The organism is Amycolatopsis keratiniphila, from assembly GCF_000400635.2.
Taxonomy (GTDB): Bacteria; Actinomycetota; Actinomycetes; order Mycobacteriales; family Pseudonocardiaceae; genus Amycolatopsis; species Amycolatopsis keratiniphila.
Genome location: NC_021252.1, coordinates 8,232,891 through 8,247,330, shown reverse-complemented (window position 1 = coordinate 8,247,330; position 14,440 = coordinate 8,232,891). Strand labels below are relative to the sequence as shown.

Here is a 14,440-nt window from a genome sequence, read left to right as displayed (position 1 = left end):
GAACCGGCTTCCGGCCGCGGCTATTCCTGCGAGGGCAGCAGCAGTGCCGTGGCGAACGCCGCGATGCCCTCGCCGCGCCCGGTGAGGCCGAGCCCGTCGGTCGTCGTCCCGGAGACGCTCACCGGCCCGCCGACGGCCTCGCTCAACACCTTCTGCGCCTCTTCGCGGCGTTTCCCGACGCGCGGCGCGTTGCCCACGATCTGGACGGTCGCGTTACCGACGGTCCAGCCGTCCGCCTCGACCAGCCGCCGCGCCTCCGCGAGGAATTCGACGCCGTGTTTGCCCGCCCAGCGCGGATCCCCGGTGCCGAACACCGCGCCGAGATCACCGAGCCCGGCCGCGGACAGCAGCGCGTCGCACAGCGCGTGCGCGGCGACGTCGCCGTCGGAATGGCCCGCGCAACCGTCGACACCGGGCCAGAGGAGCCCGGCGATCCAGCATTCGCGGCCCGCCTCGACGGGGTGGACGTCGACGCCGTTCCCGATCCTCACAGCACTTCCTCTTTCCCAGCGCGAGCGATCGCCTCGGCCAGCTTCAGTTCGAACGAATTGGTGACGCGCATCGCATCCGGGTGTCCGGCGACGGTGTGCGCGCCGTCGAGAGACGGCTTGGCGGCATACGAGAGAAAAGTCTCACGGGTGAAGCCGAGCGGGGTTTGCGCCGTACGCAGGTGTGCGCGGTCTTCGGTCCCTGTAATCACTTTCGCCGCATCAGTCACCTTCACGGTGTCCGCCATCGGCAGTACCGGAACCACGAAGGGAGACCCGGCACGGACGGCGTCCGCGACGGCACGGACCGTATCCAGAGGAGTGAAAGCGCGCAGAGCGTCGTGCACGAGGAAAACCGGATTCCCGGTGATCTCTTTTTCGACGGTGTCGAAAGCATGCTTGAGCGACGAGCCGGGTACTATCCGGCAACGCTTCTCGAAGCCGCTCAAAGCGGCCGAAAACAAATCAGCACACCGCTCGGGGGCCGCTACGACCACCAGATCGAGATCCGGCAGAGCGAGCAGCCCCCGCACAGTGTGCGTGAGTAACGCCTCACCATTGACCGGCGCGAGAGCGAGCTCCGCGTCGGAGGCATGGTGTCGAACGACAGTGACGAACACGATTGTGCTCATATGGACGGTGCTCATATGTGCGCGATCGTAGAGGTATCCCCCGCAGCCTCACCTGGCGTGGGACACCCGCCGGTTCAGACTGCCGCGGTTTCCAGAACTTCGTCGAGGAGGACTTCAGCCTTGTCCTCGTCGGTGCCCTCCGCGAGCGCCAGCTCGCTGACCAGAATTTGCCGCGCCTTCGCCAGCATGCGCTTCTCGCCGGCTGAAAGTCCGCGGTCCTTCTCTCGCCGCCAGAGGTCGCGCACCACTTCGGCCACCTTGTTCACATCGCCGGAGGCGAGCTTCTCGAGGTTGGCCTTGTACCGACGAGACCAGTTGGTGGGCTCTTCGGTGTGCGGAGCACGCAGAACGTCGAAAACCTTGTCCAGTCCTTCTTGCCCGACGACATCGCGAACGCCGACGATCTCGGCGTTGTCCGCGGGCACGCGAACCGTAAGATCCCCTTGCGCGACTTTGAGGACGAGGTACTTCTTCTCCTCGCCCTTGATCACGCGGGTCTCGATGGCTTCGATGAGTGCGGCACCGTGGTGCGGGTAGACGACGGTCTCTCCGACCTTGAAAACCATGTGTCCTCTGCCCCTTTCGCTGAATTCATCTTAGCACGTGCCGACGAGGCCCACCTAGTGGCCCGCGATCGTCGTCGCAGGTCAGCGGCCTGACGGTGGTCCGCCCGGGGGTTGACAAACCCAATTCGCCCATGCTCACGCTGGTGAGAAGCGAACGATTTCCAAATCCTTTGTGGACGGTTGATCTTGGGCACGTCACCGCATTGGTGGGGTGCCAACACGCACCGGGTTCTTGGTCCGCGAAGGCGCCCGGCTAGTCTTCGCGGTGAAGAGGCCGTGAGATGGAAGGACTCCGACGTGAGGCTGCAGAATCGTCGCGTGTTCGGCGCAGGTGTGCTGGCGCTCGGCGCCGCGCTCGTGCTCGCCGGCTGCGGTGCAGGTCAGATCACCCAGACCGACTCGCAGCAGCCCGCGGTCAACGGGACGTACGCGCAGGCGAAGGAGCTGGTGCTGCGGAACGCCGCGCTCCAGTTCCCGACCGAGGGGCAGGCGTACCCGGCCGGTGCCGCCGCGCCGCTGACCCTGACCATCGTGAACCAGGGCAAGCTGGACGACGAGCTCGTCTCGGTCTCCTCCGAAGCCGCCACCGGTGACGCCAAGATCACCGGCTCCAAGGTCGTCGCCGCGAGCCACGCGCTCGTGATCGGCCCGTCCGACGCGGTCGAGTCGACCAAGGAGGTCGCGCCGACGACCGCCCCGTCCTCCGCGCCGCCGTCGTCCTCGGGCGCGCCGTCCTCGTCGGGGGCGCCCCCGTCGTCTTCCGGTGCCCCGTCGAGCTCCGCCGGGACGGTCACGCCGTCCGCGGGCCCGGAGCAGACCAACGCGCCGGACCAGGTGGGCAAGGCCACGATCGTCCTGCAGGGGCTGAAGCAGCCGGTGTGGGCGGGCCAGACCATCAAGGTCACCTTCGTCTTCAAGAACTCCGGCTCCATCACCGTGGACCTGCCGGTCGCGGCGCCGTCGCACCCGGGCAGCCGGGCGCCCGCGCCGGAGAAGGAAGCCAAGGGCGGCGGGCACTAGTTCTCTCGTAAGTACATGAAGGCCCCCTTCACTGCGCTAGACGCAATGAAGGGGGCCTTCATGTACTTGTCGCTCCCAGGGTTTGTCGGTGGTGGCCGCTAGCCTCGCGGGGTGGTCAAGAAAGGCAGCACCTACCGCTGCGGTGAGTGCGGGTACGAGGCGCCGAAGTGGGTCGGGCGCTGCCCCGAATGTCAGGCGTGGGGAACGCTCGAAGAACGCGGCGACGCCCGCCCCGCGATAGCCAGGGTCGCGGCCGGCGCGCCCAGCGCCCCCGCGCGTCCGATCGGCGAGGTCGACGTCGAGACGGCGCGCGCGAAGCCGACCGGGGTCTCCGAGTTGGACCGTGTGCTCGGCGGCGGGTTCGTGCCGGGCGCGGTCATCCTGCTCGCCGGGGAGCCCGGTGTCGGCAAGTCGACCCTCCTGTTGGAGGTCGCCTACCAGTGGGCGGCCACCGCGGGCCGCGCGCTGTACGTCACGGGCGAGGAGTCGGCCGGGCAGGTGCGCCTGCGTGCCGAGCGCACCGGCAACGTCCACGACGAGATGTTCCTCGCGGCCGAGAGCGATCTCTCCGCGATCCTCGGCCACGTCGACGCGGTGAAGCCGGGGGTGCTGATCGTCGACTCGGTCCAGACCATGGCCTCCCCGCAGGTGGAGGGCGCGCCGGGCGGGGTCACCCAGGTCCGCGCGGTCACCTCCGGGCTGGTCGCGCTGGCCAAGGAGCGCGGGTTGCCCATCGTGCTGGTCGGCCACGTCACGAAGGACGGTTCGGTCGCCGGGCCGCGCGTGCTGGAGCATCTCGTCGACGTCGTCCTGCAGTTCGAGGGCGACAAGCATTCGACGCTGCGGATGCTGCGCGGCATCAAGAACCGCTTCGGCGCGGCCGACGAGATCGGCTGCTTCGAACTGGTCGAGGAGGGCATCGTCGGCGTGCCCGACCCGTCGGGGCTGTTCCTGAGCCACACCGCGGAGCCGGTCGCGGGCACCGCGGTCACGGTGACCATGGAGGGCAAGCGGCCGCTGCTGGGCGAGGTGCAGGCGCTGGTGTCGGCGACCCAGTCACCGCAGCCGCGGCGCGCGGTGAGCGGCCTCGATTCGGCACGTGTCGCGATGGTGCTGGCCGTGGTGGAGAAGCGGGCCGGCATCAAGGTCGGCGACAAGGACGTCTACGTCGCGACGGTCGGCGGCATGAAGATCACCGAGCCCGGCATCGATCTCGCCGTGGTGCTGGCGCTGATGTCGTCGGCGCGGGACACCCCGCTCTCGCCCAAACTCGTCGCGATGGGCGAGGTCGGGCTCTCGGGTGAGGTCCGGCGGGTGCCGAGCGTCGGGCGGCGGCTCGCGGAGGCCGCCCGGCTCGGTTTCACGTACGCGCTGGTCCCGCCGGATTCCGGCAAGATCCCGCCGGGCATCCGGGTATTGGAGGTCGGTGACGTCGCGAGCGCGCTCAACGCCGCGAAACACGCTCGTTAGGGGCACGAGTGGACAGATCGCCGTCGCCTCCGCGGCGGATCAAGCGCGTGCCGACGCGGATGGGCGGCGACGGACGCCACAACGCGGCCGCGTTGTGGCCGCTCGTACGGCGCACACGCTCCCAAGTGATATGCCGTGGAGCAGCTGAATTCAAGAGGTGTGCCGAGATGAAGGTATTTTCCGAAGATCAAATGCATGGCCGAAGCGACCCTGGGCGAGAGGTGACGGAGTCTCTGCTGAGGCTTGTCGACGTCGCGACGTCGGGTGAACTTCTGGACGGCGTGCACAGTTACGCCGACACGATGTTCAACGTCTCGCAGCTCGCCAGGATCAGCGCTGAATCGACGGGCATGCTGGCGCGACATCCGGAACTGCGCTCCGACGTGAACAGAATTCGCGAGTTCTTCTACTCGGTGGAGCGGCGAAGGGGTTACGTTTGGATTTCCGGGGACTGACGACAAATGGTGGTCAAGGTAGCTTCGTTCGGTGAAGCAAGGGATGCGGTGGTTTCCCGTGTCGAAAACGTGCCGTTCACGGTGGCGTGGGTGCCTTGCAAGATTGCCGGATCCGGCCTCTGGTTATGCATTGAAGACCGAAAAAAGGGCTTCGTCGGCGGCTATGTCGAATTGAGGATAGATCCCATGTCGGCGGAAATCGTCGGCCTTTCGGTGCTCAGAAGTCCAGTTGCCTCGACCCATGAGTCGGCGAGTGATATCGACGACCTGCCGGTTGTTTCGGTCGGAGACCTTCCGAAAATTGCCTTCGGCCCCAAGGTGGATGTGTCGATGTGGGAGCCAGGGTCACGTCGAATTCCACGGCGGGCGGTCGTGCAAGAAGCCCGGAATCTCGAATCCTGGCGACTGCGAAACGGAACCTACATTTCGTTCTCCGAAACGAAGCCGAAGAAGAAGATCCCCTGCGGTCCCGTCGAATTCGTGGTGGACGAGGGATGTGACCTGGTCGGGATCGTGGTTATGGCAGGTGACGGTCACCGCGGCCGCCTTGATGACCGGCCTGGCCGGTGTAACCGCCGTGCCGGGGATGAACAAGTGGAAGGCGCTTAGCTGGGCTCGGGGCCGTCGTCGTCGGTGATCACCACCGAGATCGTCGTGTCGAACAGGGTCAGCCCCGGCCAGCCCTCCCGTATGTCGTTCGACCGGACGGCGCGGCTCCCGACGACGGCCGCAGTCGCCCGGTCGACGATGAACGTGCGTGTCCGGTCGGACATCGTGACCGAGAACGACAACGCGGGCCGCCCGTCAGGAGTCGTCACGGTCTCCAGGGCGATGCCGGGCATTCTCGCGAGCGCTTTGCACAGGGCCACCCGCTGCGCGCCGAAACCCTGGGACGAGCGGAGCACGTTGAAGGCCATCTCGAACATCTCGGGCGCCGAGTTCGGCTGTTCCGCAGGACGGCCGTCCGGCCAGATGCCGTCGTGGCGGAGCCGGTCGGCCATCTTCCCGGGGTCGATGGGCAGTTCCTTGAGGAAGTCCGTGGCGGGGTGTGTCCAGCCGCTCTCCGAAGGCAGCCGGTCCTGGGGCGGGAGGGCCGGAGGTGGTGGCGGCGACGTCGTGGTGGTGGTCGGCGGCGGCCCGTCGTTCACGCTGACCGAGGACGACGGGCCCGGCAATGCTTCCCCGTTCCTCTTCGCCGTGTGGTAGTCGCCCTTGATCCAGCGGATCTCGCCGGTGCCGGTGAACCGGCTCTTGACCGGCTTCCAGCCATGCGCCGGCAGCCAGCGTTCGAGGATCTCGTGGGTCTGGTAGACCAGCCCGGACTTGGTGACGCGCGTGGTCCAGGTGGATTCCGTGACGAGCCGGTACTGATCGTCGCGGAGCGGGAAGTCGTCGCCGTGGAGGGATTCGAGCGCGTCTTCGTTCGGGCCGACGACCGAATGGTCCGCCGGTGCCGGGCCGTCGCCGCCGGTCAAGGCGTTCGTCGCCACGATCCCACCGCCGGACACCAATGCGGCGGCGGCCGCGGCGGCGATCCATCGCCACGCGCCGGGTCGTTTCCTCGCCGGGGGCGCTAGCGTCGGGAGCAGTTCGTCCTCGACCTCGCCGGCGGCGCGCAGGAGCGCCGCCCTGGCACGGGACAGTTCGTCCCGCCGGGTTTGCGGTTCGGCGTGGAGGCAGGCCAGCGCCTCGTCGAGTTCGGCCTCCGACCACACCTTCCTGACGCTATCGCCGTGCACTTTCGCCCTCCTCCTGTTCGCTCGATCCGTCCTTTGTGGACTCCGGTGCGTTGGCGCGCAGCCATCTCCGGATCCGGTGCAGCCGTGATCTCACCGTCCCGGCGGGAATCCCCAGCGCCTCGGCGACCTCACCGGGATCCAGGCCCGCCCACGAGACCAGCAACAGGGTGTCGCGGTCCGCGACGCTCAGCTCGGCCAGTGCGCCCGCCAGCTGGGCCGCGCGGGACTGCGCGTCGACCCGCTCGGCGACCCGGCCGTCGTGCCCGGCCGAGACCGCCCGGTCGGCCGCCGCGAGCCGGGCCGTCGCGTTGAGGGCCCGCATCTCGGTGCGGACATGATGACGCAGCAGGTTCGTCGCGATGCCGTAGAGCCACGCCCGCGCCGTCCCGGCGTCCGGGCGGTACGTCTCGCGCCGCCGGAGCGCCACGAGGAACGTTTCGGCGACGAGGTCGTGCGCGGTCTCCGTGCCGACGCGGCGCGCGAGATAGCGCTGCAGCGGTGCCGCGTGGGCGTCGAAGAGCATGCCGAAGACGGGTGCGGGATCGGGGCCGCCCAGATCCGGCCTGTCCGGTCCACACGAGCCGGCCTGCTCGTGATCGTCTTTCATCACCTGCACGATCGCTATTGCCCGATGACCCTCCCCGCGTTCATCCGATCCTACTTTCGTCGTGGGCCGAACGGGGAAAGCGCAGGTGAAGCCGCAGACAAAAGCCGCGCGACCGGAGATCATGTTCACTATTCACCATTCAAAAGTGAAACTGGGGAAGGATTACCATGCGTCGACTCAGGATCGTGGTCGTCGCCGCGCTCGCGGCGTCCGCGTTGATCACCGCTCCGGCGGTGGCCGTCGCTCAAGGTAAAACAGTCGTCGATGTGGAGTCGATGGCGCCGCCCGCCAAGGTCGAAGGGGTCAGGGCGGCCGCAGAGCTCAACATCCAGTACCAGATCCAGGAAACCGGGTACTGGTGCGGCCCGGCCGCCACCCGGATCGCCATTTCGGCCAAGAACGGCAATCCGCCGAGCCAGCAGCAGCTCGCGAACGAACTGCCGACCACCACCAACGGCACCGACTGGATCGGGCAGGTCACCCGCGTCCTCAACAACCACGTCGCCGGTGGCTGGTACGAGACCAAGGAGATGCCGAACGACCCGCCGACGCAGGCGCAGCGCGACCTGCTGTGGCGCGACATCGTGCTGGACATCGACAAGGGCTACGCGATCGTCGCGAACATCGTCGCCCCGGCGAACAACCACCCGCCGGGCTACCCGAACTACACGATCTACCACTACTTCACGATCATCGGCTACAACAGCGACAACATGACGGTGAAGATCGCCGACCCGGCCAACTTCGGCGGCAACCAGATCTACTGGCTCACCTTCAACCAGCTCGCCACCCTGATCCCGCCGAAGGGCTACTCGGCCTGACCCACGCCGCGTTTCGTCCTCTGGACGCGTCCGGAGGACGAAACGCGTGGGTTGTACGAATCTTGTACGGGAGGACCCGAAGCTGGGCCACATGCGCATCAAGACGCTCGGTCTGCTGGCCGCCTCGCTGCTGGCCCTGGCCGCCACGCCGGCCATGGCCGCCGACGGCAACCCGCTCGAGAAGACCAACGGCTTCTACGTCGACCCGAACTCCAACCCCGCGGTCTGGGTCAGGGACCACCCGGGCAGCACCGCCGACAAGATCAAGGCCGCCATCTCCACCAAGGCGGGCGCGCGCTGGTTCGGCAACTGGAGCGGCGACGTCAAGAAGGCCGTCGACGGCTACACCTACGCCGCCGACGTCGCGGACAAGCTGCCGATCCTGGTCGCGTACAACATCCCCGGCCGCGACTGCGGCGGTCACTCCGGTGGCGGCGCGGGCAGCCCGGAGGCGTACCGCACCTGGATCTCGAACTTCGCGGACGGCATCGGCGGCAAGCCCGCGGTCGTCGTCATCGAGCCGGACGCGCTCGCGCAGGTCGACTGCCTGCCCACCGGTGAGCGCCAGACCCGCCTCGACCTCCTCAAGTACGCCGCGGAGCAGTTCGCCGCGAAGGCCCCGAACACCTGGGCCTACATGGACGGCGGCAACTCGACCTGGATCCCGGCCGCGACCATGGCCGACCGGCTCAACGCCGTCGGGGTGAAGTCGATCCGCGGTCTCGCGATCAACGTGTCGAACTACAAGACCACCACCGACTCGGCGAACTACGGCAAGGCCGTCAGCGCCGCGCTGTCGAGCAAGTACGGCTACACCAAGCCGTTCGTGATCGACACGAGCCGCAACGGCAACGGCCCGCTGGGCTCCGAATGGTGCAACCCGGCCGGGCGCAAGCTCGGGGCGACCTCGCAGACCGGCGGCGGCGCCGAGATGCTGCTCTGGGTCAAGGTGCCCGGCGACTCCGACGGCAAGTGCGGGATCGCGCCGAACGTCGAAGCCGGTCAGTTCAGCCCCGACCTCGCTCTGCGCCTGATCAGCGGCACCTGACCGCCCTGAAAGCCCGTCGCGCCGGCTGCTCGTCCGTGACCCTCGTTCTCCCGAGAAGGCGAAGGCCACGACCCCTTGGACAGCAGCCGGCGCGACGCCTCCATTTCCGCCCTTCCGGTAGTACGGTGACCTGGGTCACATAACCGGAGCGAGGAGGACGGCGTCGTGGAGTTCCAGCTGGGGATCGGTACCAGGAAGGGCTTGTTCCTCGCCCGCAGCGAGGATCGCGAGAACTGGGAACTCTCCGAGCCGAAGTTCCCGATGGAGGCCGTGCGCGCGGTCGCGCTGACCCCCGGCAAGATCCACGCGGCCGCGGTCAACGAACACTTCGGCCCGACCATCGCGACGTCGGAGGACTTCGGCGAGACCTGGTCCGAGCCCGATCACGCCCCGGTCGCCTTCCCCGCCGACACGGAGACCGCGCTCGAAGGCATCTGGCAGCTCGTGCTCGCCGGGGACGTCGTCTACGCCGGTGTCGAGCCGTCCGCGCTGTTCCGGTCCGAGGACGGCGGCGAGACCTTCGAGCTCGTACGCGGACTGTGGGATCACGAGCACCGTCCACACTGGACTCCCGGTGGCGGCGGCCAGATGATCCACACGATCCTGCCGCATCCCACCGACTCCCAGCGGATCACCGTCGCCATGTCGACGGGCGGCGTCTACCGCACCGAGGACGGCGGCAAGAGCTGGACGGCGTCGAACCGCGGGATCAGTGCGGGATTCCTGCCCGACGAGGAACCTGAATTCGGGCAGTGCGTGCACAAGGTCGCGATGCATCCGGCCCGGCCCGAACGGTTCTTCCTGCAGAACCACGGCGGCGTCTACCGCAGCGACGACGACGCGAAGACCTGGAAGTCGATCGACGGCGGGCTGCCGAACGACTTCGGGTTCGCCATGGTCGTCCATCCGGCCGAGCCGGACACCGTCTACAACTTCCCGTTGGTGGCCGACGTGCTCCGGTTCCCGCCGGAGGGCCGCTGCCGCGTCTACCGCAGCGAGGACGCGGGCGAGACCTGGACGGCGCTCGGAAACGGCTTGCCGGACAAGGGTTTCTACGCCGGTGTGCTCCGGGACGGCATGTGCGCCGACGCGCGGGACGGCATCTATTTCGGCACGCGATCCGGTGAAGTGTGGGCAGGCCCCGGCGGGGGCGAAACCTGGCATCAGGTGGCCGCGCATCTGCCGGACGTGCTGTGTGTCCGGGCCCAGGTGGTCTAGATGGTCCGGGTCCTGCTGCCCGCGATGCTGCGGCCGCTCGCGGGCGGGGCGGGGACGCTCGACGTCGACGCACCGACGCTCGACGCGGTCCTGGACTCGCTCGGCGCCGGTTTCCCCGCGCTGGAACGGCGTTTGCGCGACGAGACGGGCGCGCTGCGGCGGTACGTGAACTTCTATGTGGACGGTGAGGAGTGCCGCCGTCTGGACGGTGCGAAGACCTCGCTCGCGGAGGCGGAGGAAGTCCAGATCATTCCGTCGGTCGCCGGGGGCTGAGCGTCCGCCTGAACGTCAGGAAAGGGTCGTTCAGGACGAAAAACGTCCTGAACGACCCTTTCCTGACATATGAGCCGAACTACTGGGAAAGCAGGTTCGCGCACCGGATCAGCCCGATGTGCGAGTACGCCTGCGGGTGGTTGCCCAGCGAGCGCTCCGCGATCGGGTCGAACTGCTCGGGCAGCAGGCCGGTCGGGCCCGCGGCGTCGACGATCTGCGTGAACAGTTCCTCCGCCTCGGTGCGCCGCCCGGTGAGCAGGTACGCCTCGATGAGCCAGGCCGCGCAGATGTGGAAACCACCCTCGCCGCCGGGAAGGCCGTCGTCGCGGCGGTACCGGTACACGGTGGACCCACTGCGCAGTTCCGCCTCGATCGCGGTCACCGTGGACTGGAAACGCGGGTCGGCCGGATCGATCAGCCCGGTCAGCCCGACGAACAGCGATGCGGCGTCGAGGTCCGTTCCGTCGTAGGCGGTGGTGAAGGCCTGGACCTCTTCGTTCCAGCCCTTCTCCAGCACGTCCGCGGCGATCTCGTCGCGCAGCGAAGGCCACGCGCCCGGCACCTCACGGCCGTAGACCTCGCCCAGTTTGATCGCCCGGTCGATGGTCACCCAGCACATCACCCGCGAGTACACCCGGTGGCGCGGCACGTGCCGCTCCTCCCAGATGCCGTGGTCCGGCTCGTTCCAGCGCCGCGTGACGGCCTCGGCCATCGCGCGCACCATCTGCCAGTCCTCGTCGCGCAGTTCACCGCGCGCCTCCGCGAGCGTCTGCACGAGTTCGACGACCGGGCCGAACACGTCCAGCTGCACCTGGTGGTTTGCCAGGTTGCCGACGCGGACCGGCCGCGAACCGGCGTATCCGGGCAGCGATTCGATGACCGCTTCGGCGCCGATCACGCTGCCCGCCAAGGTGTACAGCGGGTGCAGCCGTTCCGGACCGGCCAAAGTGGACAGAACGCCGTGCAGCCACCGCAGGTAGCCTTCGGCCTCTTCGGTCGAGCCGAGGTGGACCAGTTCGCGCACGGTCATGGCCGCGTCGCGGATCCAGCAGTAGCGGTAGTCCCAGTTGCGGACGCCGCCGATCTCCTCCGGCAGCGAGGAGGTCGCCGCCGCGAGCACCCCGCCGGTGTCGGTGTTCACCAGGCCGCGCAGGGTGAGCGCCGAGCGGCCGACGAGATCGGTCTGGACGCTGGGCAGCTTGAGCGTCCGCGCCCAGGTGCTCCAGTAGTCGCCCGCGCGGGCCCGTCGCTCCACTTCGGACAGTTCGTGCTCACCGAGATCCGAAGTGCCGCAACGGAGTTCGAGCACCACCGGGTTCTCCGGCGAGGGGGTGACGAGCGCGGTCGCGGTGTCGTTCATGCCGTCGGAGGTGATCTCCCACGTCACTCCCGGCGAGCGCAGCGCGAACGGTTCCGAGGTGCCCTGCACCAGGATCCCGTCGCCCTCGGCGACCAGCTTCACCGGCACACCGCCGAATTCGGGCCGCGGCGCGAACACGATCTCCGCCGCCGTCTCGCCCGAGATCACCCGGACGAGATCCGTGCGGTGCGCGGGGCTCTCTGGCTCGAGGTAGTCGGTGACGAGCAGCCGCGACCAGCGGGTCTCGACGGTCATCGTGTTCGGCAGGTAACGCTGCCCGAGCGGCAGGCCGTTGCGGTGCGGCTTGATCGAGAAGTGGCCCGCGCCGGCACCGCCGAGCAGATCCGCGAAGATCGCGGGCGCGTCGGGGCCGGGGTGGCACAGCCAGGTCAGCCGGGCGTCCGGCGTGACCAGCGCGACCGAACGTTCGTTGGCCAGCAGCGAAAGCCGCTCGATCGGCGGAGCCTGCTCGCCGTAGAGCCAGTTGCGCCGCTCTTCGAGCAGGAAGGCGAGCACCATCGCGACGTCGACGGTGTCCGGAACCCGGTACTGGGCGAGGCTTTCGCCGTCGCCGACCTTCACGCCGAGATCCGGGCCGGAGATCCGGGCGAACGCCTTCTCGTCGGTGACGTCGTCGCCGAGGAAGACCGCCGCCGTCGCGCCGACCTGGTGGCGCAGGGTGTCCAGCGCGCGGCCCTTGTCCGTCTGGACGACCGCGAGCTCGACGACCTCCTTGCCGTCGGTCGTGGACACGCCCTCCCACTTCGAAGGTCCATTGTGGACATCGCGAAGGACCCGGCGGCCCGCCTCGTGCTCGGCGCGGCGGACGTGCACCGCGATGCTGGCGGGCTTGACCTCGAGCGAGACACCCGGCACGTCGAGCACCAGGTTCTCCAGCTCGGCCTCCAGCCGTCTGTGGAGTTCGCGGGCCTTGTCGTCGAGCGCGTGGATGAAGCCGATGTCGAACTCGGATCCGTGGCTGCCGACCAGGTTCACCTCGGCCGGAAGGCGGGAAAGAGTGGCGAGATCACGCAGCGCGCGGCCCGAGATGACCGCGGTGGTCGTCTCGTGCAGGCCGGCCAGCGACCTGAGCGCGCCCACCGATTCGGGCAGGGGACGGGCTTCGTCCGGGTTGGCCGTGATCGGAGCCAGCGTGCCGTCGTAGTCGCAGGCGACCAGCAGCCGCGGGGTGCGCGCGACCTGAACGATCGCACGCCGCAGCTCGGCGGGCAGTGCCTCGGCGGTCAACGATTTCTCCTCGGGAAACTATGCGGGGTAGGGGGATTAGTCGGCCGGTTCGGCACCGAGCGCTTGGAGGAACGAGCGCGCCCAGCGGTCGACGTCATGCGTGAGGACCTGTCGACGCATGGCGCGCATACGGCGGCGTCCCTCTGCGGGGTCGAGCGTAATGGCAGTCTCCAAGGCGTTCTTCACCCCGTCCAGATCATGCGGGTTGACCAGGAGCGCGCTGGTCAGCTCCGCCGCGGCGCCGGCGAACTCCGAAAGCACGAGCGAACCGCCCAGGTCGTGGCGGCAGGCGACGTACTCCTTGCAGACGAGGTTCATCCCGTCACGCAGGGGAGTGACCACCATGACGTCGGCCGCGGAGAAGAACGCGGCCAGTTCCGTCCGGTTCACGGACTGATGCAGATAATGCACGACCGGGTGACCGACGCGCGCGAACTCCCCGTTGATCCGCCCGACCATCTGCTCGATGTCGCCGCGCATCCGCTGGTAGTGCTCGACGCGCTCGCGGCTCGGCGTGGCCAGCTGGACGAACGTGACGTCCTCCGGACGGACGCGGCCCTCGTGCAGCAACTCGTGCAGCGCCTGCAACCGCAGGTCGATGCCCTTCGTGTAGTCGAGCCGGTCGACGCCGAGCAGCACCTTCTTCGGATTGCCCAGGTCACGGCGCAGCTGGGCGGCGCGTTCGGCGACGCCCTTGGTCTTGGCGAGTTTGTCGAGGCCGATGGCGTCGATGGAGATCGGGAACGCGCCGACCCGCACCGTGCGGTCGCCGACCTGCATCAGGCCGGGGCGGGTGCGGATGCCGACCGCGCCGCGGCTGGATTCGAGACCGGCCAGCTGCCGCGCCAGCCAGAGGAAGTTCTGCGCGCCACCCGGCCGGTGGAAACCGACGAGGTCGGCCCCGACCAGGCCGCGGACGATCTCGGTCCGCCACGGCATCTGCATGAACAACTCGACCGGGGGGAACGGGATGTGCAGGAAGAACCCGATCCGGAGATCCGGACGCAGCTCGCGGAGCATCGCCGGGACCAGCTGCAGCTGGTAGTCCTGGATCCACACGGTCGCGCCCTCGGCGGCGACCTTCGCGCTCGCCTCGGCGAAGCGCCGGTTCACCCGGACGTAGGACTCCCACCAGCTCCGGTCGAACACCGGCCGCGCCACCACGTCGTGGTACAGCGGCCAGAGCGTCGCGTTGGAGAAACCTTCGTAGTAGTCGCGGACGTCGTCCGACGTCAGGGAGACCGGGTGCAGCACCAAGCCGTCGTCGTCGAACTCCTCGACGTCGACGTCGGGCACACCGGGCCACCCGACCCAGGCTCCCTTGCGTGACCGCAGGAACGGTTCGAGCGCGGACACCAGCCCGCCCGGGCTCGCCGTCCAGCGCCTGCTTCCGTCGGCGGTCCGTTCGAGGTCCACCGGGAGCCGGTTCGCCACCACCACGAAATCCGCGGAGGCCGTTCTGCTCGTCTCGGCAATCACTTCGTCCACCAGCCGC

Annotated in this window: 15 protein-coding genes; 8 read left to right on the top strand and 7 right to left on the bottom strand. The window is 68.6% G+C overall.

Annotated features, from left to right (window positions below; genetic code table 11):
- Positions 1–20: 20 nt before the first annotated feature.
- From ispF to AORI_RS78195, 3 genes are read right to left on the bottom strand one after another with little or no spacing between them, the layout of a single operon-like run.
- Positions 21–491, bottom strand: a complete 471-nt coding sequence (gene ispF, locus AORI_RS78205; protein ID WP_007028591.1) for a 2-C-methyl-D-erythritol 2,4-cyclodiphosphate synthase — start codon at positions 489–491, stop codon at positions 21–23.
- On the bottom strand, positions 488–1,135 hold the full coding sequence (locus tag AORI_RS78200; protein WP_228688260.1) for an IspD/TarI family cytidylyltransferase: 648 nt from the start codon (positions 1,133–1,135) through the stop codon (positions 488–490). The genes ispF and AORI_RS78200 overlap by 4 nt, the downstream gene beginning before the upstream one ends.
- Positions 1,136–1,194: 59 nt before the next feature.
- Positions 1,195–1,686 carry a CarD family transcriptional regulator gene (locus tag AORI_RS78195; RefSeq protein WP_005165253.1) on the bottom strand — a complete coding sequence of 164 codons (492 nt, stop codon included), beginning with the start codon at positions 1,684–1,686 and terminating at the stop codon, positions 1,195–1,197.
- A gap of 297 nt (positions 1,687–1,983) precedes the next feature.
- Here AORI_RS78195 and AORI_RS78190 point away from each other — a divergent pair, with 297 nt between their 5' ends.
- The 4 genes from AORI_RS78190 (at position 1,984) to AORI_RS83595 (ending at position 5,240) form a co-directional block, all read left to right on the top strand.
- Positions 1,984–2,706: a copper chaperone PCu(A)C domain-containing protein gene (locus AORI_RS78190; protein ID WP_016337698.1), complete on the top strand. Its 723-nt coding sequence runs from the start codon at positions 1,984–1,986 to the stop codon at positions 2,704–2,706.
- A gap of 111 nt (positions 2,707–2,817) precedes the next feature.
- Entirely contained in the window at positions 2,818–4,176 is a 1,359-nt protein-coding gene (radA, locus tag AORI_RS78185; RefSeq protein ID WP_016337697.1) for a DNA repair protein RadA, read from the top strand.
- Between the two features lie 221 nt (positions 4,177–4,397).
- On the top strand, positions 4,398–4,631 hold the full coding sequence (locus tag AORI_RS78180) for a hypothetical protein (protein WP_043848427.1): 234 nt from the start codon (positions 4,398–4,400) through the stop codon (positions 4,629–4,631).
- Positions 4,632–4,637: 6 nt separating this feature from the next.
- Positions 4,638–5,240, top strand: a complete 603-nt coding sequence (locus AORI_RS83595; protein WP_123798679.1) for a hypothetical protein — start codon at positions 4,638–4,640, stop codon at positions 5,238–5,240.
- On the opposite strand, the gene AORI_RS78175 is transcribed toward AORI_RS83595, so the two are convergent.
- Together AORI_RS78175 and AORI_RS78170 are read right to left on the bottom strand one after the other, a co-directional pair.
- Positions 5,237–6,346, bottom strand: a complete 1,110-nt coding sequence (locus AORI_RS78175) for a CU044_5270 family protein (RefSeq protein ID WP_123798677.1) — start codon at positions 6,344–6,346, stop codon at positions 5,237–5,239. The genes AORI_RS83595 and AORI_RS78175 overlap by 4 nt on opposite strands.
- A gap of 10 nt (positions 6,347–6,356) precedes the next feature.
- Positions 6,357–6,986 carry an RNA polymerase sigma factor gene (locus AORI_RS78170; RefSeq protein ID WP_016337694.1) on the bottom strand — a complete coding sequence of 210 codons (630 nt, stop codon included), beginning with the start codon at positions 6,984–6,986 and terminating at the stop codon, positions 6,357–6,359.
- A gap of 158 nt (positions 6,987–7,144) precedes the next feature.
- Here AORI_RS78170 and AORI_RS78165 point away from each other — a divergent pair, with 158 nt between their 5' ends.
- The 4 genes from AORI_RS78165 to AORI_RS78150 all read left to right on the top strand — a co-directional run bounded on the left by AORI_RS78165 (position 7,145) and on the right by AORI_RS78150 (position 10,337).
- The gene (locus tag AORI_RS78165) at positions 7,145–7,798 is read left to right on the top strand and encodes a C39 family peptidase (RefSeq protein ID WP_016337693.1); all 654 of its coding nucleotides are present in this window, start codon (positions 7,145–7,147) and stop codon (positions 7,796–7,798) included.
- Positions 7,799–7,889: 91 nt separating this feature from the next.
- Complete coding sequence (locus AORI_RS78160) at positions 7,890–8,846, top strand: glycoside hydrolase family 6 protein (RefSeq protein WP_016337692.1); 957 nt, start codon at positions 7,890–7,892, stop codon at positions 8,844–8,846.
- 165 nt (positions 8,847–9,011) lie between these two features.
- Positions 9,012–10,064, top strand: a complete 1,053-nt coding sequence (locus tag AORI_RS78155; RefSeq protein ID WP_016337691.1) for a WD40/YVTN/BNR-like repeat-containing protein — start codon at positions 9,012–9,014, stop codon at positions 10,062–10,064.
- On the top strand, positions 10,065–10,337 hold the full coding sequence (locus tag AORI_RS78150; RefSeq protein ID WP_016337690.1) for a MoaD/ThiS family protein: 273 nt from the start codon (positions 10,065–10,067) through the stop codon (positions 10,335–10,337). It begins immediately after the preceding gene.
- Positions 10,338–10,416: 79 nt separating this feature from the next.
- On the opposite strand, the gene otsB is transcribed toward AORI_RS78150, so the two are convergent.
- Positions 10,417–12,945 carry a trehalose-phosphatase gene (gene otsB, locus AORI_RS78145; protein ID WP_016337689.1) on the bottom strand — a complete coding sequence of 843 codons (2,529 nt, stop codon included), beginning with the start codon at positions 12,943–12,945 and terminating at the stop codon, positions 10,417–10,419.
- Between the two features lie 36 nt (positions 12,946–12,981).
- Positions 12,982–14,433, bottom strand: a complete 1,452-nt coding sequence (locus AORI_RS78140; RefSeq protein WP_016337688.1) for an alpha,alpha-trehalose-phosphate synthase (UDP-forming) — start codon at positions 14,431–14,433, stop codon at positions 12,982–12,984.
- Positions 14,434–14,440 lie beyond the last annotated feature (7 nt).

Bases quoted from the DNA above. Each gene is read 5' to 3' on its own strand.
- AORI_RS78200 (WP_228688260.1), bottom strand. From the start codon at position 1,135: ATGAGCACCGTCCATATGAGCACAATCGTGTTCGTCACTGTCGTTCGA.
- AORI_RS78195 (WP_005165253.1), bottom strand. From the start codon at position 1,686: ATGGTTTTCAAGGTCGGAGAGACCGTCGTCTACCCGCACCACGGTGCC.
- AORI_RS83595 (WP_123798679.1), top strand. From the start codon at position 4,638: ATGGTGGTCAAGGTAGCTTCGTTCGGTGAAGCAAGGGATGCGGTGGTT.
- AORI_RS78165 (WP_016337693.1), top strand. From the start codon at position 7,145: ATGCGTCGACTCAGGATCGTGGTCGTCGCCGCGCTCGCGGCGTCCGCG.
- AORI_RS78160 (WP_016337692.1), top strand. From the start codon at position 7,890: ATGCGCATCAAGACGCTCGGTCTGCTGGCCGCCTCGCTGCTGGCCCTG.
- AORI_RS78150 (WP_016337690.1), top strand. From the start codon at position 10,065: ATGGTCCGGGTCCTGCTGCCCGCGATGCTGCGGCCGCTCGCGGGCGGG.